At 65.5% G+C, this 21,189-nt stretch carries 24 protein-coding genes; 10 read left to right on the top strand and 14 right to left on the bottom strand.

Translation table 11 applies throughout. From position 1 onward, the window contains the following. Positions 1–57 precede the first annotated feature (57 nt). Complete coding sequence (locus tag UNPF46_RS34335) at positions 58–1,143, top strand: DUF2252 family protein (protein ID WP_142253024.1); 1,086 nt, start codon at positions 58–60, stop codon at positions 1,141–1,143. A gap of 56 nt (positions 1,144–1,199) precedes the next feature. Here the strand turns inward: UNPF46_RS34335 and UNPF46_RS34330 are convergent, their stop codons facing one another. From UNPF46_RS34330 to UNPF46_RS34285, 10 genes are all read right to left on the bottom strand, one after another. Continuing rightward, on the bottom strand, positions 1,200–2,084 hold the full coding sequence (locus tag UNPF46_RS34330; protein ID WP_181770249.1) for a L,D-transpeptidase: 885 nt from the start codon (positions 2,082–2,084) through the stop codon (positions 1,200–1,202). Positions 2,085–2,393: 309 nt separating this feature from the next. Next, positions 2,394–3,596: an LLM class flavin-dependent oxidoreductase gene (locus tag UNPF46_RS34325; RefSeq protein ID WP_100176423.1), complete on the bottom strand. Its 1,203-nt coding sequence runs from the start codon at positions 3,594–3,596 to the stop codon at positions 2,394–2,396. A 117-nt stretch (positions 3,597–3,713) separates the two neighbouring features. Then, positions 3,714–4,310: a DUF2478 domain-containing protein gene (locus UNPF46_RS34320; protein WP_181770248.1), complete on the bottom strand. Its 597-nt coding sequence runs from the start codon at positions 4,308–4,310 to the stop codon at positions 3,714–3,716. 5 nt (positions 4,311–4,315) lie between these two features. Beyond that, positions 4,316–5,032 carry a NapC/NirT family cytochrome c gene (locus UNPF46_RS34315; protein WP_100176425.1) on the bottom strand — a complete coding sequence of 239 codons (717 nt, stop codon included), beginning with the start codon at positions 5,030–5,032 and terminating at the stop codon, positions 4,316–4,318. Positions 5,033–5,039: 7 nt separating this feature from the next. Beyond that, positions 5,040–5,507 (bottom strand): nitrate reductase cytochrome c-type subunit, encoded by a 468-nt coding sequence (locus UNPF46_RS34310; protein ID WP_174718857.1) that lies wholly within the window; start codon positions 5,505–5,507, stop codon positions 5,040–5,042. Next, a complete protein-coding gene (napH, locus tag UNPF46_RS34305) occupies positions 5,504–6,448 on the bottom strand; it encodes a quinol dehydrogenase ferredoxin subunit NapH (protein WP_142253021.1) in 945 nt (314 codons plus the stop codon). The genes UNPF46_RS34310 and napH overlap by 4 nt, the downstream gene beginning before the upstream one ends. Beyond that, on the bottom strand, positions 6,445–7,209 hold the full coding sequence (gene napG, locus UNPF46_RS34300) for a ferredoxin-type protein NapG (protein ID WP_100176427.1): 765 nt from the start codon (positions 7,207–7,209) through the stop codon (positions 6,445–6,447). Before napG ends, napH begins: the two co-directional genes overlap by 4 nt. A gap of 19 nt (positions 7,210–7,228) precedes the next feature. Then, entirely contained in the window at positions 7,229–9,778 is a 2,550-nt protein-coding gene (gene napA, locus UNPF46_RS34295) for a nitrate reductase catalytic subunit NapA (protein ID WP_142253020.1), read from the bottom strand. A gap of 26 nt (positions 9,779–9,804) precedes the next feature. After that, positions 9,805–10,140, bottom strand: a complete 336-nt coding sequence (locus UNPF46_RS34290) for a chaperone NapD (RefSeq protein ID WP_100176429.1) — start codon at positions 10,138–10,140, stop codon at positions 9,805–9,807. Further along, positions 10,133–10,480, bottom strand: a complete 348-nt coding sequence (locus UNPF46_RS34285; protein WP_161497219.1) for a 4Fe-4S dicluster domain-containing protein — start codon at positions 10,478–10,480, stop codon at positions 10,133–10,135. Before UNPF46_RS34285 ends, UNPF46_RS34290 begins: the two co-directional genes overlap by 8 nt. A 460-nt stretch (positions 10,481–10,940) precedes the next feature. Here UNPF46_RS34285 and UNPF46_RS34280 point away from each other — a divergent pair, with 460 nt between their 5' ends. Both UNPF46_RS34280 and UNPF46_RS34275 read left to right on the top strand, forming a co-directional pair. Beyond that, complete coding sequence (locus UNPF46_RS34280; RefSeq protein WP_142253019.1) at positions 10,941–12,056, top strand: ATP-dependent DNA helicase; 1,116 nt, start codon at positions 10,941–10,943, stop codon at positions 12,054–12,056. A gap of 81 nt (positions 12,057–12,137) precedes the next feature. After that, positions 12,138–13,505, top strand: coding sequence for an alpha/beta hydrolase family protein (locus UNPF46_RS34275; RefSeq protein WP_210248367.1), 1,368 nt, complete (start codon positions 12,138–12,140; stop codon positions 13,503–13,505). 22 nt (positions 13,506–13,527) lie between these two features. Here UNPF46_RS34275 and UNPF46_RS34270 read toward each other — a convergent pair whose 3' ends face one another. Then, positions 13,528–15,210, bottom strand: coding sequence for a tetratricopeptide repeat protein (locus UNPF46_RS34270; RefSeq protein ID WP_142253018.1), 1,683 nt, complete (start codon positions 15,208–15,210; stop codon positions 13,528–13,530). Positions 15,211–15,472: 262 nt separating this feature from the next. On the opposite strand from UNPF46_RS34270, the gene msrA reads away from it, so the two are divergent. The 4 genes from msrA to UNPF46_RS34250 all read left to right on the top strand — a co-directional run bounded on the left by msrA (position 15,473) and on the right by UNPF46_RS34250 (position 17,415). Continuing rightward, on the top strand, positions 15,473–16,177 hold the full coding sequence (msrA, locus tag UNPF46_RS34265) for a peptide-methionine (S)-S-oxide reductase MsrA (RefSeq protein WP_142253017.1): 705 nt from the start codon (positions 15,473–15,475) through the stop codon (positions 16,175–16,177). 39 nt (positions 16,178–16,216) lie between these two features. Further along, positions 16,217–16,636 carry a peptide-methionine (R)-S-oxide reductase MsrB gene (gene msrB / locus UNPF46_RS34260; protein ID WP_142253016.1) on the top strand — a complete coding sequence of 140 codons (420 nt, stop codon included), beginning with the start codon at positions 16,217–16,219 and terminating at the stop codon, positions 16,634–16,636. A 107-nt stretch (positions 16,637–16,743) separates the two neighbouring features. Further along, positions 16,744–16,908, top strand: a complete 165-nt coding sequence (locus UNPF46_RS34255) for a DUF3309 family protein (RefSeq protein WP_100176436.1) — start codon at positions 16,744–16,746, stop codon at positions 16,906–16,908. A 213-nt stretch (positions 16,909–17,121) separates the two neighbouring features. Continuing rightward, complete coding sequence (locus UNPF46_RS34250; protein ID WP_027560969.1) at positions 17,122–17,415, top strand: hypothetical protein; 294 nt, start codon at positions 17,122–17,124, stop codon at positions 17,413–17,415. 267 nt (positions 17,416–17,682) lie between these two features. Here UNPF46_RS34250 and UNPF46_RS34245 read toward each other — a convergent pair whose 3' ends face one another. Next, positions 17,683–18,225, bottom strand: coding sequence for a DUF4112 domain-containing protein (locus tag UNPF46_RS34245; RefSeq protein ID WP_142253015.1), 543 nt, complete (start codon positions 18,223–18,225; stop codon positions 17,683–17,685). 61 nt (positions 18,226–18,286) lie between these two features. Next, complete coding sequence (locus UNPF46_RS34240) at positions 18,287–18,715, bottom strand: DUF5413 family protein (RefSeq protein WP_100176438.1); 429 nt, start codon at positions 18,713–18,715, stop codon at positions 18,287–18,289. A 145-nt stretch (positions 18,716–18,860) separates the two neighbouring features. On the opposite strand from UNPF46_RS34240, the gene UNPF46_RS34235 reads away from it, so the two are divergent. From UNPF46_RS34235 to UNPF46_RS34225, 3 genes are all read left to right on the top strand, one after another. Then, the gene (locus UNPF46_RS34235; protein WP_142253014.1) at positions 18,861–19,103 is read left to right on the top strand and encodes a hypothetical protein; all 243 of its coding nucleotides are present in this window, start codon (positions 18,861–18,863) and stop codon (positions 19,101–19,103) included. 36 nt (positions 19,104–19,139) lie between these two features. Further along, complete coding sequence (locus UNPF46_RS34230; RefSeq protein ID WP_100176440.1) at positions 19,140–19,370, top strand: hypothetical protein; 231 nt, start codon at positions 19,140–19,142, stop codon at positions 19,368–19,370. 260 nt (positions 19,371–19,630) lie between these two features. After that, positions 19,631–19,924 (top strand): hypothetical protein, encoded by a 294-nt coding sequence (locus tag UNPF46_RS34225; protein ID WP_246668803.1) that lies wholly within the window; start codon positions 19,631–19,633, stop codon positions 19,922–19,924. A 131-nt stretch (positions 19,925–20,055) separates the two neighbouring features. On the opposite strand, the gene UNPF46_RS34220 is transcribed toward UNPF46_RS34225, so the two are convergent. Then, positions 20,056–21,189: hypothetical protein (locus tag UNPF46_RS34220; protein WP_142253013.1), on the bottom strand; the 1,134-nt coding region annotated here is incomplete at its 5' end.

The raw sequence follows: 21,189 nt of genomic DNA, 5'->3' as shown, positions 1-21,189 counted from the left end.
ACTTCGCTGGATTTCGCTGGATAAAGCTTCGCTGGACAACATTTGGCCTGGAGCCGCATGTCCATTCTCGAGGACACCGAGGAATACGAGACCTGGCTTCGTCGCCAGTGCGAGGTCGTCGAAAACGACCTCGCACACAAGCACGAGCGGATGCGCGAGAATGCGTTCGCATTCCTGCGGGCGACCTACTATCACTGGGCGCGACGGATCGAGACGATCTGCCCGGATCTGGCCGACGCGCCATCTACCCTTTGCGTCGGCGACATCCATCTCGAGAATTTCGGAACGTGGCGCGATGCCGACGGGCGATGGGTGTGGGGCGTGAACGATTTCGACGAAGCGGCCGTCATGCCGTACGCCTTCGATCTCGTCCGCCTCGTCGCAAGCGCCGAACTCGCGCCGAAGCTGAAGATTGTCGGCCGCGATGCCGTCAACGCCATTCTCGAGGGTTACCGGGCTGGCCTGAGGCAACCGCGACCCGCGCTGCTCGACGAGCAGGAAATCTGGATCCGGCACTACGTCAGATGCTCGGATCGTTGCCGACGCAAGTTCTGGAAGGACGTCGACGGTTTCAAGGCTGCCACTCCCTCGCCCTCGATCCGGAAGCTGCTGGTAGCCAACCTCCCTGACGGCGCGAAGGATGCGGCCTTCTTCCGGCGGAGGGCCGGTGGCGGAAGCCTGGGGCGTCCTCGTTTTGTCGTCGTCGCGACCTGGCGCGGCGGCCGCGTGGTGCGCGAGGCCAAGGCACTCGTTCCCTCCGCCTGGGACTGGTCGCACCGCAAGTCGTCGCGGCGGCACAGATTCCTCGAGCTCTCGACCGGGGCTTATCGTGCGCCAGACCCTTATCTCGACGTCGAGCCGGATGCCAAAGGCACGCATTTCGTGTTTCGCCGGCTCACGGCGGACTCGCGCAAGATCAATCTCGACGATGACGCCGCCGGCCTCCGTTACGAGCAGTTGCGCGCCATGGGCGCCGACCTCGCCGCCGTCCACACGGGGACCGGCGACGTCGCCGCGGCGATTACAAAGGACTTGAAGGCAAGACGCAGCGACTGGTTGTACAAGAACGCCCGCGCCGCCCGCGAGGCTACCGAGGGAGATTTCGAGGTCTGGCGTCGGATCTCGCGTAAGCCGTCGGCATAGCAGCGTCGGACACAGCGCGTTTCGTCCAGGCCATCGGGGCTGCCGGACGGAACGGACTATTGCGCCTCGGCGATCCTCGGCCCGGGCGACAACAGCTGTGCGTTGGCCGCGGAGAACCGCTTCGACGGCGATCCCGGATCCGGCAGGCGGAAGGCGGCGTCGGCCGGCGTGCCCTGGGTTGGCCTACGGGCAGATGCCGGAAGCACGATCACCTTCGCGCCGACCTTCACCCGCTCATAGAGGTCCGTGACGTCGTCATTGGTGAGCCGGATGCAGCCGGACGACACCCGCTTGCCGATCGTATTGGGGTTGTTGGTGCCGTGAATACGATATTCGGTTTCGCCGAGATACATCGCGCGCGCGCCGAGCGGATTGCCGGGGCCGCCCGCCATGAAGCGCGGAAGATAAGGCTGGCGCCCGATCATCTCCGTCGGCGGATGCCAATCCGGCCATTCGGCCTTGCGGGCGACGGTCTGCTCACCGGACCACGTGAAACCTTCGCGGCCGACGCCTATGCCGTAACGCATCGCCTGCCTGTCGTTCAGGACGAGGTAGAGGAATGTGTTTCCGGTGTCGATGATGACAGTACCCGGCGCCTGGCGGCTGGCATAGTCGACCACCTGCCGAACGAGGGCTCCGGGAGCATCAGCGTCGGCTTTTGGCGGTTCGGCCAGTGGCGCCGGAGCCGGTGTCGGAATCGGAGCTGCAGCCGGGGCCGGAGCCGCCGCTGCGGCATGAACTGGAGGTGCCACGTAGACCGGAGACGACGATGCCCGGACTTCCTGCGCGGAGGGCTTGCGTGCCGGTTGCACGTTCGCCGGGCCAGACAGCACCCCGTACCCCAGGGCGGCGACGGCCACGGCGCAGATTGCAACCCTCGCGGCCACTGGGATTGCGAGCGTCTCCGCCTTCCCACGTTTGGCCTTGGCGCGCTTAGCCATATCTTTCTCCAAGGGGGTCACTGTGCCTGAAGAGGTACCCAGCAAAATTTAAGAAACTTCGAAGCGATGCCGGCCGGACCGGAACCGCCAGCGATGGTTAACGCTTTGCTCCTGGTGCTTCGCAATGCGTTCGACAGCGGGGCCGGCATCTGCCGCTTTCTGGGTCCCGGCTCTGCGCCGCAACGCTGGCGCGTTGCGGCTTGTCCGGGACACGAGAGTGGGGTCGGTCGACAGCCTCGTGCCCCGGACGCAGCGCAGCACCCCTTCGGTGGTGCGCTGCTGAACCGGGGCCCATGCCGGATGCGAGCGTTACCCCGCCGCCTTGGCCGGCGCGACATTGATCGCGAGCTTGCCGTAGCGGTCCGTGAAGGCCTCGGTGTCGATCTCTTCCAGCTCGATCTCGCCGCTCATGACGCCCTGCTTCCATTCGGCCTGCGCCGGGTCGTTCTGGAATTCCGGCATCACCTCGCGGCCGAACAGCTCGAGCGATTCGCAGATGTGCTCGTGACTGTTCTTGCCCGCTTGATTCAGCAGGATGACCTGGTCGATGTGCGAGGACTGGAAACGCTTCAGCTTCCTGCGGATCGTCTCGGGCGAGCCGATCAGGCCGCCGCGCAAGGCCGCCTCCTGCGCCTCGGGATTGTCGCGCTTCCACTTGTTGTACTCGTCCCACATGTTGACCGTGTAGGGCGCGGGACGCTGGCGGTTCTGCGAGGCGCCGTAGAAGCGCAGCGCGAACTGGAAGAAGGTGGCGCCGTCGGCGCGGGCACGCGCCTCCTCGTCGGTCTTGGCGCACATGAAGAACGACACCAGCGCCATGTTCGGATTGATCCGATAGTCCGCGAGCTTGGTGAGCCGCTTGGTCATGGCGTTGTAATAGGCGTGCACCCAGGCATGCGCGGCATCGGCACTCACGAACTGGAAGCCGAGCGCGCCGAAACCATAGCGGCCGGCACGCTCGATGGTCGGCAGCTGCGAGCAGGCGAGCCACAGCGGCGGATGCGGCTTCTGCACCGGCTTCGGCACCACGTTGCGCAAGGGGATGTCGAAGTACTTGCCGTGATGCTCGCTGCCGGCGTCCTTGAACATCGGGAAGATCGCCTGCACGGCCTCCTCGAAGACCTCCTTCTTGGTCTCCATGTCGCGGCCGAACGGGGTGAGCTCGGTGATGGAGGCGCTCTCGCCCATGCCGAACTCGCAACGGCCGTTCGAGAGCAGGTCGAGCACCGCAACACGCTCGGCGACGCGCGCCGGATGATTGGTGGTGAGCTGCAGGATGCCGTGGCCGAGGCGGATGTTCTTCGTCCGCTGGCTGGCGGCGGCGAGGAAGGATTCCGGCGAGGGCGAGTGCGAATATTCCTCGAGGAAATGATGCTCGACCACCCAGGCGTGGTCGTAGCCGAGCTTGTCGGCGAGCTCCATCTGCGTCAGCGCGTTCTGATAGAGGGCGAGCTCGTCGCCCGCCACCCAGGGCCGCGGCAGTTGCAGCTCGTAGAAGATGCCGAACTTCATGGCCTCGCTCTCCCGCTACTTTCTTGTTGTTGCGGGTATTCTATTGAGCGAGGCGATCCTGTCCACCCGCCGTCAATTCCGCGGCATGGAAGAAGCTGGATCGCGAGCCGGCGCGCCTCAGACCACGTGCAGATGCTCGCTGACGGTCTTGGGCTCACCGAGCAGGGCCGCAAGAGCTGCGATCGCATCCTGGCGCGGCTCGGGCGTCGCCGCGACCGTCCTGAAATATTCGCCGCAGAACTCGGTCCAGGCCTTGAGGTTGCCCGCGGGAACACCGATCACGAGGCTCTTGCCGGACTCGATGCAATGGGCAATCAGGTCGCGCAAGCCCCCGCCTTCGGCCTCGGCCTTGCCGAACTTGTTGAGAAAGACGATCTCGGCGTCGGCGAGCTGGGCCTCGACCAATTGCGCGGCCTCGAGCAGGCGCGGCGTGGAGAGACGGCACGAGGTCGCCCCCGCGCCGAGATCCTCGGAGATCGACATCGCCCGGCCGGTGGCAAGCTCGTGCAGAACCATGTCGCAGCGCGTGCGACCCGGCTGGGGTACGTCCTCCTGGATCAGGCCGGCGAGGCTCTTGCCCGAGCGGCGAAGCTCGGCGACGAGACCTGAGAACCACCGGTTCACCGCGGGACCCGAATCATAGACCAGGGCAACGCTGACGGCGGCGGAAGGCCGGGCGGCGCTGTCGGCCGTATCGCGGGATTGCTGAAGCATGTCCATCACCTCGCCGCCTTCGCCTTGGCGATGTCGGCATCCTGCAGGAAGTCGATCATGCGCTGCACGGGGCTGGCTTCGTCGATATGGTCGAGCATGTCGCGATAGCCCTCCTGCGCCTTGGGCGGCAGCTTGTGTGCGATGCCCTGATGGCAATCGATGCAGGTCTTGCCTTGCGCGAACGCGGTCTGGTGCAGCTTGGATGCGCGCGGCTCCTGCACCGCATATTCCATGTGGTCGAACTTGTGGCAGTTACGGCACTCGCGCGAATCCGTCGTCTTCATGCCGCGCCACACGCTCTTGGCGAGCTCGATGCGGTGCGCGTTGAACTTCTCGGGCGTGCCGATGGTGCCGAGGATCTTGTGCAGCACCTCGTTCGAGGCCTGGATCTTGCGGACGACCTTGTGGCTCCACTCCTTCGGCACGTGGCAATCCGGGCAACTGGCGCGGACACCGGTGCGGTTCGAATAGTGCACCGTGTTGCGGTATTCGAGATAGACGTTTTCCTTCATCTCGTGACAGGAGATGCAGAACTGCTCGTTGTTCGTCATCTCCATCGCCCAGTTGAAGCCGCCCCAGAACAGGACGCCGGCGACGAATCCGACGACGACGATCAGTCCCCAGGCATAGCGCGCGGTCGGCGAGAAGAACCACCGCCACAGCCGCTTCAGGAGGCCCGGCCGCGCGGCCGCGACGGCGGCAGAAGTGCTGGTGTCCTGCATGTCAACCTCACTTCGCCTGCGTCGCGTTCTGGAAGATGTTGCCGACCAGCGGCTTCGCGTCGGCCTGCGGCACGTGGCATTGCTGGCAGAAATAGCGGGTGCCGGCGACCTTATCGAGCCGCACGCCCTGGCGGTCGACGTAATGCGTCTCCGAGATCTTCGGCGCGTTCACCCGCGTGTTGCCGGGCCAGTCGTGGCAGCCCATGCACGCGTTGTTCTCCGTGGTGATCTGGTAGCCATCGACCTTGTGAGGGATCAGCGGCGGCTGCTGACGATAGGCGCGTTCGAATCCGCTGGCCGGCACCGACTGCTTGGTCACGTCGGGCGGCGCCGACATTTCGGTGAGCGGAGCCTCGCGCAGCGCCTTGGGCTGCCTGGCTTCCTGCGCGAGCGGCCCCGACACCGCGAACGGAATGACAAGCGCGACGGTCACGGCCGCCGCCGCAATCAACGGAATCAGTCGAACAAACGTCATGGGAGGTCCCTTTCAAGGACGGCCGGCTGGGAAGAGACGACACGCGCCGCTGGCGATGGCGCGGTCATGGAGGGGTCAGGACGCGCCGCATTGCGGCCGCGCAGACCGAGATGGAAGACCTGCTTGGAGCAAACGTCGATACAGGCTCCGCAGACCGTGCAGTCGCCCGCGGTGATGACCGGCGTGGCGCCGCTCCGCTCGCCCCTGAGCGCGGGGCTGATGACGTGCGGCTCGGGGCAGACGGCGAAGCAATCCATGCAGTCGTTGCAGGCCGCCCGGTTGTCGGCGGTGACGCGCAGCAGCGCGACCTTGCCGACCTGGCCGTAGAACGCACCGACGGGACAGAGATGGCCGCACCAGCCGTGCCTGGCGACCAGGAGGTCGAACACGAAGATCGCCGCGGTGCCGCCGGCGCCGAACCAGAGGCCGAATACCAGCGCGCGATGCAGCGCCGTCACCGGGTTGATCAGCTCCCAGGCGATCGACCCCGACAGCACTGATGCCGCGAGCACCGCACCGACGAAATAGAGCCTGAGATCGGTGCGGATCTTGGCCGTGAAGGTGATGCCCAGCCGCCGCCTCAACCAGGCTGCGAGATCGGTCGCCGGATTGATCGGGCAAACCCAGGAGCAATAGGTCCGGCCGCCGACCAGGAGGTAGGCGGCGAGCACGATGGCCGCGCCGATCGCCGAGAGGCCCTCGGGCCAATGGCGCGCCGCGAGCGACTGCAGGAAGACGAAGGGATCGGTCAGCGGCAGCGTGCCGAGCGTCATGGACGAGGCCAGCGTGCCCTTGGCGATCCAGACGCCCAGAAGCGGTCCCGACAGGAACAGCGCGAGGAAAAACAGCTGGCTGGCCCGGCGCAGCACGAGAAACCGCGAGGCGGCCCAAAGCCCCTTCTGCGCACGCGCCTCGACATAGGGTCTGACATTCGCCGTCATGGCGTGCCTCCCTCGGGCCTGCGCACCGGCAGCTTCAGCGGCGCATCGACGAGGGCTCCGCCTGCCTTGGTCTTCTCTTCCCAGCCGCGCTTGTAGTGCTCGTCCTGCTTCAGCGCGGCGACCTCGATCGGCAGCACCTTGATCGCCGAATCGGTCAGCACGCAGGACTTCTCGCACTTGCCGCAGCCGGTGCAATACTCGGCGTGAACGACGGGCTCGAAGATCGCGTGCTTGGTCGTGCGCGCGTTATGCGAGACCTCGAGCGTGATGGCCTTGTCGATGGCCGGACATACCCGATAGCAGACGTCGCAGCGCAAGCCCTGCAGGTTGAGGCAGGTTTCGCGACTGGTGATCACCGCGACACCCATCTTGGCCTTCGCGATGTCGGTCAGCGCATGCTCGAGCGCGCCGGTCGGGCAGGCCTTGACGCAGGGAATGGTGTCGCACATCTCGCAAGGAACGTTGCGAGCGACGTAGAACGGCGTTCCCACGGCGGGCCCGTCCGCCCAGTCCGCAAGCCTCAATGTGTCGTAAGGGCAGTCGCGCACGCAGAGACCGCAGCGGACGCAGGCCGCCAGGAAGTCCTTCTCGGGCAAAGCGCCCGGAGGCCGCAGCGTCTGCGCGGGCCTCGCCCGCGAGGACACGCCGAACGCAGTCAGCATCGTCGCGGCGACGGCTGCGCCGCCGCCGAAACGCGTCATATCCTGCAGCGCCTTGCGGCGGCGCGGATCGCGCGGGATGCCTGAGCTCGAATCCGACATGGCTCGTCCATCGACGGGTTTAGGCCGACGTCACGCGGCAGGCGCACTTCTTGAAGTCGGTCTCCTTCGAGATCGGACAGGTCGCATCCAGCGTGAGCTGATTGGCGAGCTGGCTCTCGTCGAAGAAGGGGAAGTAGACGAGGCCGCGCGGCGGCTTGTTGCGGCCCTTGGTCTCGACCCGCGTGACCACTTCGCCGCGGCGCGTCTGGATCTTGACCGGCTGTCCGCGCAGCAGCTTGCGCTCGGCCGCGTCGTCCGGATGCATGAACAGCGTCGCGGCCGGCACGGCACGGTGCAGCTCGGGCACGCGGCGCGTCATCGAGCCGGAATGCCAGTGCTCCAGCACGCGGCCGGTGCACAGCCACAGATCGAACTCCTTGTCGGGCGTTTCGGCCGCCGGCTCGAACGGACAGAAGATGATGCGCGCCTTCTTGTCCGGCTTGCCGTAGAACGACACTCCCTCGCCCGGCTGGACGTAGGGATCGTAGCCCTCGCGGAAGCGCCAGAGCGTCTCCTTGTTGCTGACCACCGGCCAGCGCAGGCCGCGCGCCTGGTGATATTGCTCGAAATCCGCGAGGTCATGGCCGTGGCCGCGGCCGAACTTGGCGTATTCTTCGAACAGGCCCTTCTGCACGTAGAAGCCGAACGCCGCGCTCTCCGAATTGTCGAAACCCTTCTGGCATTCGGTGACCGCGAACTTGTTGACCTCGCCGTTGCCATAGAGCACGTCGAACAGGGTCTTGCCGCGCACTTCGGGCTTCTTGGCGATCAGCTCCTCCGGCCAGACCTCCTCGATCTTGAAGTGCTTGGAGAACTCCATCAGCTGCCAGAGATCCGAGCGCGCCTCGCCCGGCGCCTTCACCTGCTGACGCCAGAACTGGGTGCGCCGCTCGGCATTGCCGTAGGCGCCTTCCTTCTCCATCCACATCGCCGTCGGCAGGATGAGGTCCGCGGCCAGCGTGGTCACGGTCGGATAGGGATCGGAGACCACGACGAAGGCCGCCGGATTGCGATAGCCGGGATAGCCCTCCTCGTTCATGTTCGGGGCCGTCTGCATGTTGTTGTTGCACTGGACCCAATAGGCGTTGAGCTTGCCGTCCTTCAGCATCCGGTTCTGCAGCACGGCGTGGTAGCCGATGTTGCCCGGAATGGTGCCTTCGGGCAGCTGCCACACCTTTTCGGCCGTCTCGCGATGCTTCGGGTTGGTGACGAGCAGGTCGGCCGGCAGGCGATGCGCGAAGGTGCCGACCTCGCGCGCGGTGCCGCAGGCCGAGGGCTGGCCGGTCAGCGAGAACGGACCGTTGCCCGGCTCCGAGATTTTCCCCATCAGCAGGTGCACGTTGTAGATCATGTTGTTGACCCACGTGCCGCGCGCATGCTGGTTGAAGCCCATTGTCCAGTAGGAGACGATCTTCTTCTTGGGATCGGCGTAGAGCTTTGCGAGCCGCTCGAGATTCTCCTTCGGCACGCCCGACATCTTGTGGGCGTAGTCGAGCGTGTAGGGCTCGAGCAGCTTCTTGTATTCCTCGAAGCCGATCTTGTCCTTGAACCCGGCCGGATCGAGCGCGCCGTCCTTGCCGGCCTTGTGCGAGGCGTTGACCGCCTTGATTTCGAGGGCGTGGGTCGGGCGCAGTCCGTAGCCGATGTCGGTCACGGTGGAGGCGAACTCGACGTGCTTCTCGACGAAGTCCTTGTTCGTCGCGCCGGAGTTGACGATGTAGTTCTGGATGTAGTTGAGGATCGCCATGTCGCTCTGGGGCGTGAACACCAGCGGATTGTCGGCAAGCTCGAACGAGCGGTGCTCGAAGGTGGAGAGCACGTGGACCTCGCAGCCTTCATGCGTCAGGCGGCGATCGGTGAGACGCGACCACAGGATCGGGTGCATCTCCGCCATGTTCGAGCCCCACAGCACGAACGCATCGGCGTGCTCGATGTCGTCGTAGCAGCCCATCGGCTCGTCGATGCCGAAGGTGCGCATGAAGCCGGTGACGGCCGAGGCCATGCAGTGGCGCGCGTTCGGGTCGAGGTTGTTGGAGCGGAAGCCGGCCTTGTAGAGCTTTGCGGCAGCATAGCCTTCCCATATGGTCCACTGGCCCGAGCCGAACATGCCGACGGTCGACGGCCCGCCCGCCTTCAGCGCCGCCTTCCATTTCTCGGCCATGATCTTGAAGGCGTCGTCCCAGGAGATCGGCGTGAAGTCACCGTTCTTGTCGAATTTGCCGTTCTTCATGCGCAGCAACGGCTGCGTCAGCCGGTCCTCGCCGTACATGATCTTCGACAGGAAATAGCCCTTGATGCAGTTGAGGCCGCGATTGACGGGGGCATCGGGGTCGCCCTGCGTCGCCACGACCCTGCCGCTCTTGGTGCCGACGATCACGCCGCAGCCGGTGCCGCAGAAGCGGCAGACGCCCTTGTCCCAGCGGATGCCGTCCGTCTTGCCCGGCTGCGCGCTCGCCGCTTGCGGCAGCGTCACGCCGATGGTCGAGGCAGCAGCAACCGCTGCGGCCGCCTTCAACGCATCGCGGCGGGTCGCCGTGGCTTCAGTCCCATTTGTCGATTTCGTAACCATCGTCGGTCTCTCCGGCTCAACGAATCTCAGTTTGTGGAGGCGCGCGCGTGCGCGCCGGAATTCTCGCAGTCGCCGCCGCAGCACGCGGCCGGCCCCGTCTCGACGGCGCTCTCGTCGTCGGACGTATCGAACGCGTGAAAGATCAGCGAGGCGCTGACGACGCCGGGCAGGCGATGCATGGCGGCGATCTGGTCGATCGCCAGCGAGGCCGGCGTGTCGATCACGGTCAGCGCGAGCCGGTTCTCGCCGGCTGCGGCCTCCAGCTCGACGCCGGGCATCGCCAGGATCCGGCTCGTCAGATCGCCCGCCGCGCCCGGCGCGAGATAGACGGCAACGCCGCAGATGTTGGTGGTATCAGCCATTGTGCACGACCAGGTTTGCAAGTTCGGATACCAGCGCGATCCGGTCCCGCGGCGCGAGCGCGATGGCCTCGACCGGGCAGACCGGAATGCAGTCGCCGCAGCCGGTGCAGGCCGCAGCGTCGATCACCGCGCCGAGCTTCTCGCGCGACAGAATGCGAATGGCGGAATGCTCACAGGCTTCGACGCAACGGCGGCAGACCACGCCATGTCGTTCGACGCAGGCGCTCGCACTGGAGACGGTCGCCACCTGCTCGGGGCGCGGCGCGTCCCCGCGCGGCGCAAGCGCGTCGCGGCCGGATGCGAAAGGCAGAACGGCAGAAAACAGTGAGCGTCGTGACATTGGTCTCGGCATATCCGAATCCCCACGGGCAGACCCGTGTTCAGGAATTTTCCAGAAGAATGCGCCCCATCGGGCACACCTCGGTCGACGCCGTTGTCACCGCTGCGGACCATAGGTTCGTGCTGTCCAGATCGCATTGCGCTAGATCAAGCGGCGATCCGAACAGGCGCAGGCAACGTTTAACCTGCGTGCCGTTCGCCGCATGAAATTGCGCGAGCCGGGCCAGGCGTTTACCTCGCCTTCACCTCCGGTGTGATCAGGCGGATTCGCAAGCCGAGGAGCGGGCCACGGCCAGCCGACGGCCGCTTGCAAGGGACGGATCCGCGGCAGCGGTTCAAGGCGGCCAGGACGGCCGTCGCCGCATTGATCTTCGCTGCTGCATCCGGCTTGAAAGCGGGGGTCGAATGGTTACCTTGGAGGGAGGCGAATCGCCGGGCGTCGCCCCTCCCTCAAGACAGACATGCCGACATTCACTCCGCATCAGGACGCCGCGCTCAAGGCCGTCGGCGACTGGCTCAAAGCAAAACCCGGCCGCAACGGCACACCGCAGGTGTTCCGCCTGTTCGGCTTCGCCGGGACCGGCAAGACGACGCTGGCCCGGCACATCGCCGACGGCGTCGACGGCGACGTGAAGTTCGCCGCCTTCACCGGCAAGGCCGCCCTCGTCATGCGCAACAAGGGCTGCGACGAGGCCTCCACCATCCACTCGCTGATCTACCGCGCCCGCGAATCCGGCGAGGAGCAGCCGAGCTTCGAATTGTGGGACGACGCGCCCGCATCCAAGGCGAAGCTGATCGTGATCGACGAATGCTCGATGGTCGACGCCGAGCTCGGCCGCGACCTGATGTCGTTCGACTGCCCGCTGCTGGTGCTGGGCGATCCCGCCCAGCTGCCGCCGATCCAGGGCGGCGGCTTCTTCACCAACACCACACCCGACGCGATGCTGACCGAGGTGCACCGCCAGGCCCAGGACGATCCGATCGTGCGGATGTCGATGGACGTGCGCGAAGGCCGCGAGCTCGACATCGGCCGCTACGGCGAGAGCGAGGTGGTGTCGCGAAAGGAGCTCGACCCCGACAGGGTCATGGGCGCCGACCAGGTGCTGGTCGGCCGCAACAACACAAGACGCGCCTACAACATGCGGGTGCGGCAGCGCCAGAACATCGAGGACGTCTTTCCGGTCGCCGGCGACAAGCTGGTGTGCCTGCGCAACAACCGCAAGAAGGGTCTGTTCAACGGCGGCCTGTGGCGCGTGAAATCGCGCAACACCTCGCGCTCGAAATCGCGCATCCTCTCGATGCGGCTGTCGCCGGACGAGGATTTTGGACACAAGGTGACGAAGGTTTCGGTGCGCGCCGATTGCTTCGAAGGCGGCGTCGAAGCGATCGCCTGGGAGCAGCGCAAGCCCTATGACGAGTTCGACTACGGCTACGTGCTGACCGTGCACAAGTCGCAGGGCTCGCAATGGGACGACGTCGTGCTGTTCGACGAGAGTTTTGCGTTTCAGGAATCCAGGGCGCGTTGGCTCTACACAGGGATCACGCGAGCGGCGAAAAGGTTGAGTATCGTGGTGTGATGCCGTCATCCGGACCGCGCCGATGCGTTCACCAGGCGCTAGGCTTTGCGATGTATCGTCGCCGTCGTCAGGAGGACCACCATGGCTGAATCAGAATTCGATGACCGCGATGATACCTTCGGTGCGAGCCGCCGCGGGTTTCTGAGATCGGCGAGCATCGCGGCCGGCACGCTCGCCGCATCGATCGCGGCGCCGAGACTTGCGCGCTCTGCTCCGCTGCGCGCGGCGCAGGCGCGACCGGAGAAGCCGGTGCGGGTCTCCAAGCACCGGCTCAACGCGCTGGCGGCGCAATTCTATGCCGTGTTCAACGAGCACAACGTCCTGCCCAAGGACTTCTCCGGGAAGCATGAAGCACGCTACGACGTCGAGCTGCGGCGCATCACCACGACGACGCAGATCCCTGAGACGAAGGAGCGCGTGAAGGTCAGCGCGCTCGTCGCAGTGCCCGTGGGCGTGCGCGGCGCGTTGCCTGTGCTGTCCTGGCAGCACGGCACGATCCTGTCGTTCGACCAGGTTCCCTCGAACCTGCTGCGACTTGGCGACGAAGCCTACCAGCTCCGCGACAACGTCGACTCGCTGGAGACGCTGTTCAACGTCCAGCGCTTCGCCGGCAATGGCTATGCCGTCATCGCCGCCGACTACATCGGCAAGGGCCCCTATCGCGACGGCCGCGGCGAAGCCTACGCGGTGAAGGGCGCCACCGTGCAGTGCTGCCTCGATGTCCTCAAGGCCGGGCTCGTCGAGCTCGAGGCGCTCGGTCTCCGCCAATCCGCGCTGTTCTTGAACGGCTGGTCGCAAGGCGCACTGAACACGCAATGGCTCAAACAGGAGATGCAACGCCGCGGCATCAAGGTGACGGCCACCGCGGCCCAGAGCCCGTTCAACAACCTCGCCGAGAGCTTCCGCTACTGGGTCAGCCCGACAGCCTTCATTCCGTCATCGGACACGTCCTACCCGATGCCTCCGGCCTGGATCACGCCCTGCCTGATCGTGTTGCTCGGAAGCTATCGCCGGTATTACGGTCTCAACGATCTGTTCAAGACAGCCATCAAGCCGCAATATCAGGCGTTCGCGGAAAAATACTGGGCCGACTACAGCCTGGAGGGTGACACCGCAAAAAGTGTTCCGCCGGCGGCGGACTTCCTGGTCGACGGGTTCTTCGACCGGTTTACCCATGACACCAACAGCAAGCTGCTGCGCCAGCTCGGTCGTAACGGCGCAACCTTCTGGGACTACGATTGCCCGATCCGGTTCTACTACGGATTGGCTGACGAAGCGCTGCATCCGCGACTGGTCAAGCCGGCAATCGCAGCCGGCGGACGTTTCGCGGAGGGCGTCCCGGTTGGCGGCGCAAGCCATCGCGTCACGTTCCTGGCGAGCCTCTATGGCGACAGCTCCGCGTTGAACGGACATTCGACCGTGTTCGACTGGTTCAATTCGCTGATATGAACGCGCCCCGCAACGCCGGCCTTCATTTGCCGGCGACAAAATAGAAGTCTTCCCGCCCCGGCGGCGAGCCGTAGGTGAACGGCTGCTGCTCGTGCTTCGTTGCGGCCCAGACATCGTCGCGGATGATGTCGAACAGTTTCCGGATCTCGACGCGAGGCTGCTTGATCTCGCGGGCGAGGGCCGTGGCGAACGGGCTGTTGGCGCTGCCGTCGCCGTCCATCGCGGTCTCGCCGTGCTTGGCGGCGTAGACCACCATGAAGCCGGCGCCGGGCTCGATGTTGGAAAAGCCCTTGTCTACCAGCTTCAGCGACAAGGTGCGCTGCATGGCCGGCGCGAACGGATTGTCGCGGCAGGCATCGAGCACCACAAGACGCATTTTTCGCGCGGCGCCGACCGCGGCGATGACCTGCTCGAGGGCGACCGCCTGCGTTTCGGCGTCCTTGTCGGCGGCGAGCTTGGCGTCGACGGGAACGAGATAATTCACCCCGCCGATCTCGAAGCCGTGGCCGGCGTAATAGACCACGGCCCAGTCGGCCTTCTCAGCTTCCTCCGCGAAGGCCTTCAACGCGTCGAAGAACTTGTCGCGGGTGAGGTCGCTGACGGAGATCACGGTCTGGAAGCCGACGTCGCGCAGCACGCTCGCGATCAGCTTGGAATCGCGCGGCGGATTGGGCAGAGCATGGACGTTCCTGTAGGCGCCATTGCCGATCGCCAGCGCCACGCGGCGTCCTGTGGCCCCGGCCGGCGCCGGCTGCGTCAGCGCGGCGAGCCGCTCCTGCGCGATGGCACGGGCGCGTGCGACCTCGGTGTCATCGAAATTCGTCAGCGAATAGGCCGCGGCACGATAGTCGGCGCGGGCTTGCGCCAGATCCTTCCGGCGCTCGTAGATCTGGCCGCGACCGGAATGCGCGCGGATGTTGTTCGGGTTGATCTGGATCGCCGTGTTGTAATCCTTCAGTGCGGCATCGAGGTCGCCCTTCATCATGCTGACATCGGCGCGGTTGTTGATCGCGTAGACGTTTTTCGGCTGCCGCTCGATCAGGCCGTTACAATCGGCAAAGGCCCGGTCGAACTTGCCCATCATGCCATAGGTGATGCAGCGATTGCTCGCGATCTGCGGCGCGGACGGGTCGATCTTCTCGGCCTCCGCGAAGTCGGCGATCGCGCCGTCGAAATCCTTCAGCAGCGTGCGCGCGCGGGCGCGATTGGTCCAGGCGAGCAGGAATTTCGGCGTGTATTTGATCGACTGGGTGAAATCGTCGATGGCGCTCTGCATCGCGCCGCGGCGCGCATAAATCACGCCGCGGTTGTTGTAGGGAACGCCGTAGGCCGGCCGCTTCTGGAGGGCGAGATTGTAGTCCGCCATGGCAAGATCGTCCTGGCCCTTGCGCTCATAGGCGAGGCCGCGCAGGTTGAGGGCGATGACGTAGTCCGGATCGAGATCGAGTGCGATGGACAGGGTCTCGATCGCCTGGTCGTAATCACGCTTGTTGAGCTGCGTGTTGCCGCGCGCGGAAAGCGCGATCGCCTTGTCCTTGCCGCTGACCTTGTCGGCCTTCAGCAGATTTTCGCAGGCGGTCGCGCGGGCCTGGGCGTCCGCCTGGCGATCGCGGCAGATGGCGAGGTCGTCGGCCTGCGGATCGGCCGCCGCGCGCGACATGCCGGCGGCCAGAATGACGAGGGTCAGGGAAACGACGCGCAGCATGGTCTCAGCCTGCTCCAGCCAGCAAGTTGTTCTTGAGTCGATCGTCGACCGCCCGGGTTCATCTAGCGCGGAGTTCCCGGTCTCGCCAAGGCGTGCGCTCGCCGGGCCGTCCCGGGCGGCTCATTTCACGGACTCGTGTCCGCGCCGTCGTAACAATCGGCGGCTGCGTCCGTACCTCGGATGATGCGAAAACGCGGCCGGGCAGGCTGTTCGCCCGGCCCTCGCCGCCGTAGACTGTCAGACCTTTCGAAAGAGGATCGCCATGCGCCGACCTGTCCTGTTGTCCCTGCTCGCCGCAACCACCGCCCTCGGGCTCGCCTTCGCGATGCCTTCACGAGCTGCGGAAGAGGCGGTGGTGATTCCCGCCCCCGCGATGGATACGGCCCCCGCGAGCGGGATCCAGACCGCCGTGGTCGCCGGCGGCTGCTTCTGGGGCGTGCAGGGCGTCTTCCAGCACACCGCAGGCGTGGTCAACGCGGTCTCCGGCTATGCCGGCGGCACCAAGGCGACCGCGGACTACCAGACCGTCTCGAGCGGCCGGACCGGCCACGCCGAGTCGGTCGAGATCAAGTACGACCCGAAGAAGATCTCCTACGGCAAGATCCTCCAGATCTACTTCTCGGTGGTGCACGATCCGACCCAGCTCAACCGCCAGGGCCCGGACACCGGCCCTCAATATCGCTCTGCGATCTTCACCACCTCGGACGAGCAGAAGAAGGTGGCGGAGGCCTATATCGCCCAGCTCAACGGCGCCAAGGTGTTCTCCAAGCCGATCGTGACCAAGGTCGGCGCGCTGGAGGCGTTCTACCCGGCGGAGGCCTACCACCAGGACTATCTGACGCTGCACCCGAACCAGCCCTACATCGCCTACAACGACCTGCCGAAGGTCGAGAACCTGAAAAAGCTGTTCGCGGATAACTACATTGAGAAGCCGACGCTGGTGAGTGCCAGCAAGGCCACCAACTGAGACCACCGAAACCAAGATCGCTGAAAAAACGGGAGACCCATGCCCGACACCAAAACGAAAACCACCGACGACAAGGTCATCAAGAGCGAAGAGCAATGGCGCAGCGAGCTGTCGCCGATGCAGTACGCGGTGCTGCGCGAGAAGGCGACCGAGCGTCCCTTCTCGGGCGAATATGAGCACGACCACCGCGCCGGCACCTATGTCTGCGCCGGCTGCGGCAATGTGCTGTTCGAGTCGGACGCCAAATTCGATTCCGGCTGCGGCTGGCCGAGCTTCACCCAGCCCGCCGTCGAGAGCCATATCGACGAGGAGCGGGACGTCAGCCACGGCATGATCCGCACCGAGGTGCTCTGCTCGAAATGCAGCGGCCATCTCGGCCATGTCTTCCCCGACGGCCCCGGGCCGACCGGCCTGCGCTACTGCATCAACTCCGCCGCCTTGAAGCTGGAGCCGAAATAATCGCCCCGCACGATCGGGTTCCCGCATGGAACCCGATCGTGTGATGTGCTTTTCTACTCTGGCGGTGCGGCCGATCATCGCATCTGGGCACCGCCAGGGAGGAAGCCATGTCACTCGGGACCATCCTGATCATCCTGGTGATCATCTACCTGCTCGGGGGCCTGTCCGGCCGCGTAGGCGGTTATGGCTATGGCCTGGGCCATTCCGGCATGGGGATCGGCGGCGTCGTGCTCGTGGTGCTGGTCGTCCTGCTGCTTCTTGGCAAATTATGAACCAAATAACCAATTGAAATAATTCAGATTTTCTCGTCTGCGGACCTGCCATGCGCGGATTCATCATCTCCCATCGCAGGGGTCGCATTTTTGTCAGATAAGCTTATATTAGGGGGCGAAAATGACATGTGCGGCGGGCCCGCTCGATTGCGGCAGCTGCCTCCCAAACCCCACGCGCTTAAAGCCCCAGAGAAGATCACGAGGTCTTTGACCATGCGTCCACTGCGTCCGTTCAACTTCAACACCTCCGCCGAGCTCTTCCCCGCTGCGATCCGCAAGAAGAAGCGTGCCGGCTTCACCTATCGCCGGTTCGGCACCGCGGCCGAGGCCGTGCAGTTCGCGATGGAGCAGTTGCCGACGGACTCGCTGAACGGCGCCTATCTCCAGGTCGAGGAAGCGCGTTTCGACCAGAACGGCATCCGCTCGCTCTACGAGAGCGAAGCATTCCCGCTGCCCCGCCGTCCCAAGCCGGCCCCGGCCGCCGAGACCGACGCCGACGCGGCGTAAGTTTCGCAAACCCTTCGATGTGCGCAAAGGGCGCGATGGCCGAAAGGTCGTCGCGCTCTTTGTGTTTGAGGGGGCTATCCTCTCGCTTACGGAAATATGCTGAAGGCTCCGGTGTCCCGGACGCAGCGCTTGCGCTCCTTCGGCGATGCGCTGCAGAGCCGGGGCCCCCGCATCGACGTTCCCCTTGGTTCCTGGGTCCCGGCTCTGCGGCGCAGCGCTTGCGCGCCGTGCCTTGTCCGGGACACGAACGAGGTCGGACAAAAGTCGCTAAATCCTTGGCTGCTTGTCGAGCCAGCGGCGGAGCAGACGCACGTTGCGCATGTTGGCGCGGAACATGACGTCGAAGGCGTCACCCGCGAACGGGACCATGCCGACCACACCGTCGAGCGCGACATTGCCGAGCATGCGCGCGGTGACGTACCAGGGCGCGCCCAGCGCGCGGGCCTCGCGCACCAGCCACAGCGAGATCGCGGTGGTGATGATGTCGCCGACGACCGGGATCAGGCCGATCAGCCCGTCGATGCCGTAGCGGATGTTGGTCCCGGGCAGGATGAAGGCAACGTCGAGCAGCTTGGCGATCGCCTCGAGACGCGCGATGCGCTGCTCGCGCGTCAGATTGCCGAACGGGCCGCCCTGGCCGAACTCGAACCGGAATTCGCGAAAGCCCTGCTCCAGCGTCTCGGGGCGGATTTCGCGGCCGTCCTGGTCGATGATCGGCCCGCGGGTTCCAGCGCCCGAAGCAGTCGCGCGCGCACCGTTCCCCGAACGGGGCCGGCGGGGAGCGATAATTTCGTCGTCGGACATGGTCATGGCCTCAAGGGAACGCGCCTGGGCGGCGGAAGTTGCTGCGCCGCGCCGGAACGTCGCGCGCTCAGGTCGGTGTCGCCGCCGCCGCTTGCGGCTCCTTGATGTATTTATGCACGAGCCAGGACGAAATCACCGCGGGCACGAAGCCGACCAGGCCGTACAGGATGAACTGCACGGCGCCCGAATCCGGCCCGCGCGAGCTGTAGGTGAGCGAGGCCAGCACGAAGGCGAACAGGCCGACCAGCAGCATCCGCAAGGTGGGGCCGATCCGCCTGATGTGGACCAGGATGTCGTCGATCGCGCCGATCATCAGCGAGGGCAGCAAGCCGAACAGATAGCTGTATTGCAGGGTCTTGAAGAACACTGCGAACAGCTTGCCGACCTCGCCGAGATTGGTCTGGGTCCAATAGCCGGACTGATAGGTCGTCGTCAGCAGCAGCAGGAACCCGCCGACGAACGGGCCAACCAGCGCAAACACCAGATAGCGTTTCATCACAACACCCTCACACTTCTCCGGAGGTTATAGCAGCGCCGCGGGAACCTTGAACAGCGGGGCAAGCCCCGCCGTGGGGAACAAGTGGCAGGGCGACGAGTTCATGCAGGACCTGAATTCATCCCCTGTCAGATTGGAGCCGCCGATGGCCCGCAAATTTCTTCTGGCGACGATCACGCTGGCGGCCCTGACCGGCCTGTCGCAAACGTCCGCTTCTGCACAAGGCCACATGGGCTCGCCGCAGGAGCAGCAGGCCTGCTCGCGGGACGCATCGCGCTTCTGTCGCAAGGACCTCGGCAATGACGGCGCGGTGCAGGGCTGCCTGCAAGCCAACCGGGCCAAGCTGTCGCGCGCTTGCAGCAAGGTGTTTCAGAGCCACGGCATGTGAGGGCCGCACCGATTTCCGCAGGTGGAGAGTGACGCCATGTTGCACGACGAAGAACTCTCGATCCTGCGGGACATCAGTCAATCCGTTGCCTTCGCCGACGACCGCCAGGGCAAGATGGGGCAACTGATCGCCGACGGCTACGTGATGAAGGACGGCGACCTGTTCGAGCTCACGGCCAAGGGCGTCACTGCCGTCGAGGAACACGCCGCCGCGCTCGGCACGAGCGACATTGGACAAGCCGGCGCGTCCTCCGATCGACTGATCTGATCGCGTGCGCAGGCGTTGTGCGTGACGTCCACGCAACAACCGCAATTTCCTTCATGCCGACCATTGCGGCTGCGCGACAATGGCGCATACTTCGCTCGGGCGGCGCAGCACTTTTCGATTCGAACAATCAAGAAATCGAGCGACCACATGCGGGACTGAACTCCCGACGTGAAGGCTGTGACATGCGGCAGATCAAGTCGCGTGCGGCGCCCCAATAACCAAGTGGCTCAAGCCTACGGGAACTCGGGGATCCATTCTGCATGACACGCACTCAGACCATCTCTTCGCCTTTGAAGACCACCGCTTCGCTGCTCGCCGTCGCAACCACCGCCATCGCACTCCAGACCTCACCCGGCCTCGCCTTCTCATCCGAAGCGCAGCAGATGTGCACGGGCGATGCGATGCGGCTGTGCTCCAGTGAGATCCCCGACATCCCCCGGGTCAGAGCCTGCATGGTGCGGAACAAGGCGCAGGTCAGCCCCGGCTGCCGCGCCGTGATGGACCGCGAAGCCGCGGCATCAGCATCGCACAAGCGGGAAGCAGCGGCGCAGTAAGCTACTCGGCGTCATTCCGGGGCGTGCGAAGCACGAACCCGGAATCCATTGGGCAGCATGTGACGCGGTGAAATGGATTCCGGGCTCGCGCTACGCGCGCCCCGGAATGACGGAGAACGGCTCGCCTCGCCCTAATCGCCCCACTGCGCGAAGGCGTCGTTGAAGGCACGCTCGCCCGGGGCGCCCTTCTCGATGGCGATGATGGCGCGGCGCTGGTTGGCGTAGACCAGCGGCACGTCGAACCAGGAGCGCTCCTTCAGGAGCTGGACGTTGCGGGTGCGGTCGGCGTCGACGTTGGAGAGGCCGACCAGGAAGAAGCCGTCGGTGACCTTGACCGCGAGGCCTGCGAGGGGCGTGCCGCGCGCCTGCTCGTTCGACTTCATCAGGATGCCCGGCACGTTGGAGACGCTGCCGCCCGGGAAATCCGGCGGCAGGATGAAGGTCAATTCCGCGGTGTGGCTCGCCGGCAGCGAGGAGTCGGTATTGCGGCGGAACGACATCGTCATCTTGAACTTGCGGTCGGGAATCTCGATGTCGGCGCGCACGGCGACGTCAGCCTTCTGGGTGCCCGAGGCCTTGATCGGCTCCAGCCGCCACACCACCGAGCCGACATATTGCTTGCCCTTCGGATCGGACGGATCCTCGTCGTAGAGCACGACCTTCTGCGCCACCGGCGCGACCGGCTGGTCGCTCGCCGAGGGCTGGCCGACGCGATCGGGGATCTTCGGCTTGGTCTGCGGCTGCGAGGCATCCTTCGGCGCCTCGACCACCTGGGTCGGCGAGGACTTGAACAGGTTGGTCGCGATCTGCACCAGGGGCTTGCCCCAGAGGATGCCGGCACCGACCAGGATCAGCACGATGCCGACGGCGATCGCGCTCTTGAACGGAAAGACCGAGCGGCCGCGCTTGGCCTTCTTGGCGTCGCGCTCGAGCACCGGGATGTGCGGGCGCGCCGAGGCCGGCCGCGGCGCATAGCGCTCGGCCTCCTCGATCGACTCGTCATAGGAATAAGGCGCCTCGCCTTCGGCGACGCGGTTTTCCAGGCTCGGCTCCAGCCGGTCGAATTCCGGCGAGGGCGAGGGCACGTTGGCATAGGTGCGGCGTGCGGCGCGGCTCGCCTGCGCGGCGGCGCCGCCGAGATCGTTGGCATCGGCCGTGATGTCGCGGAAGCCGCGCACGCCCGGAGCGGGAGGCAGCGCCGGCGGCGGTCCGATGTCCGGCGGACGGCGACCACCCGCGCGATCGCGCCCCGCCGGTGGAGGCGC

Source organism: Bradyrhizobium sp. UNPF46 (assembly GCF_006658625.1).
GTDB classification, from domain to species: domain Bacteria; phylum Pseudomonadota; class Alphaproteobacteria; order Rhizobiales; family Xanthobacteraceae; genus Bradyrhizobium; species Bradyrhizobium nitroreducens.
The sequence above is the reverse complement of the archived record's forward strand: the minus strand, read 5'-3'. Positions and strand labels throughout refer to the sequence as shown.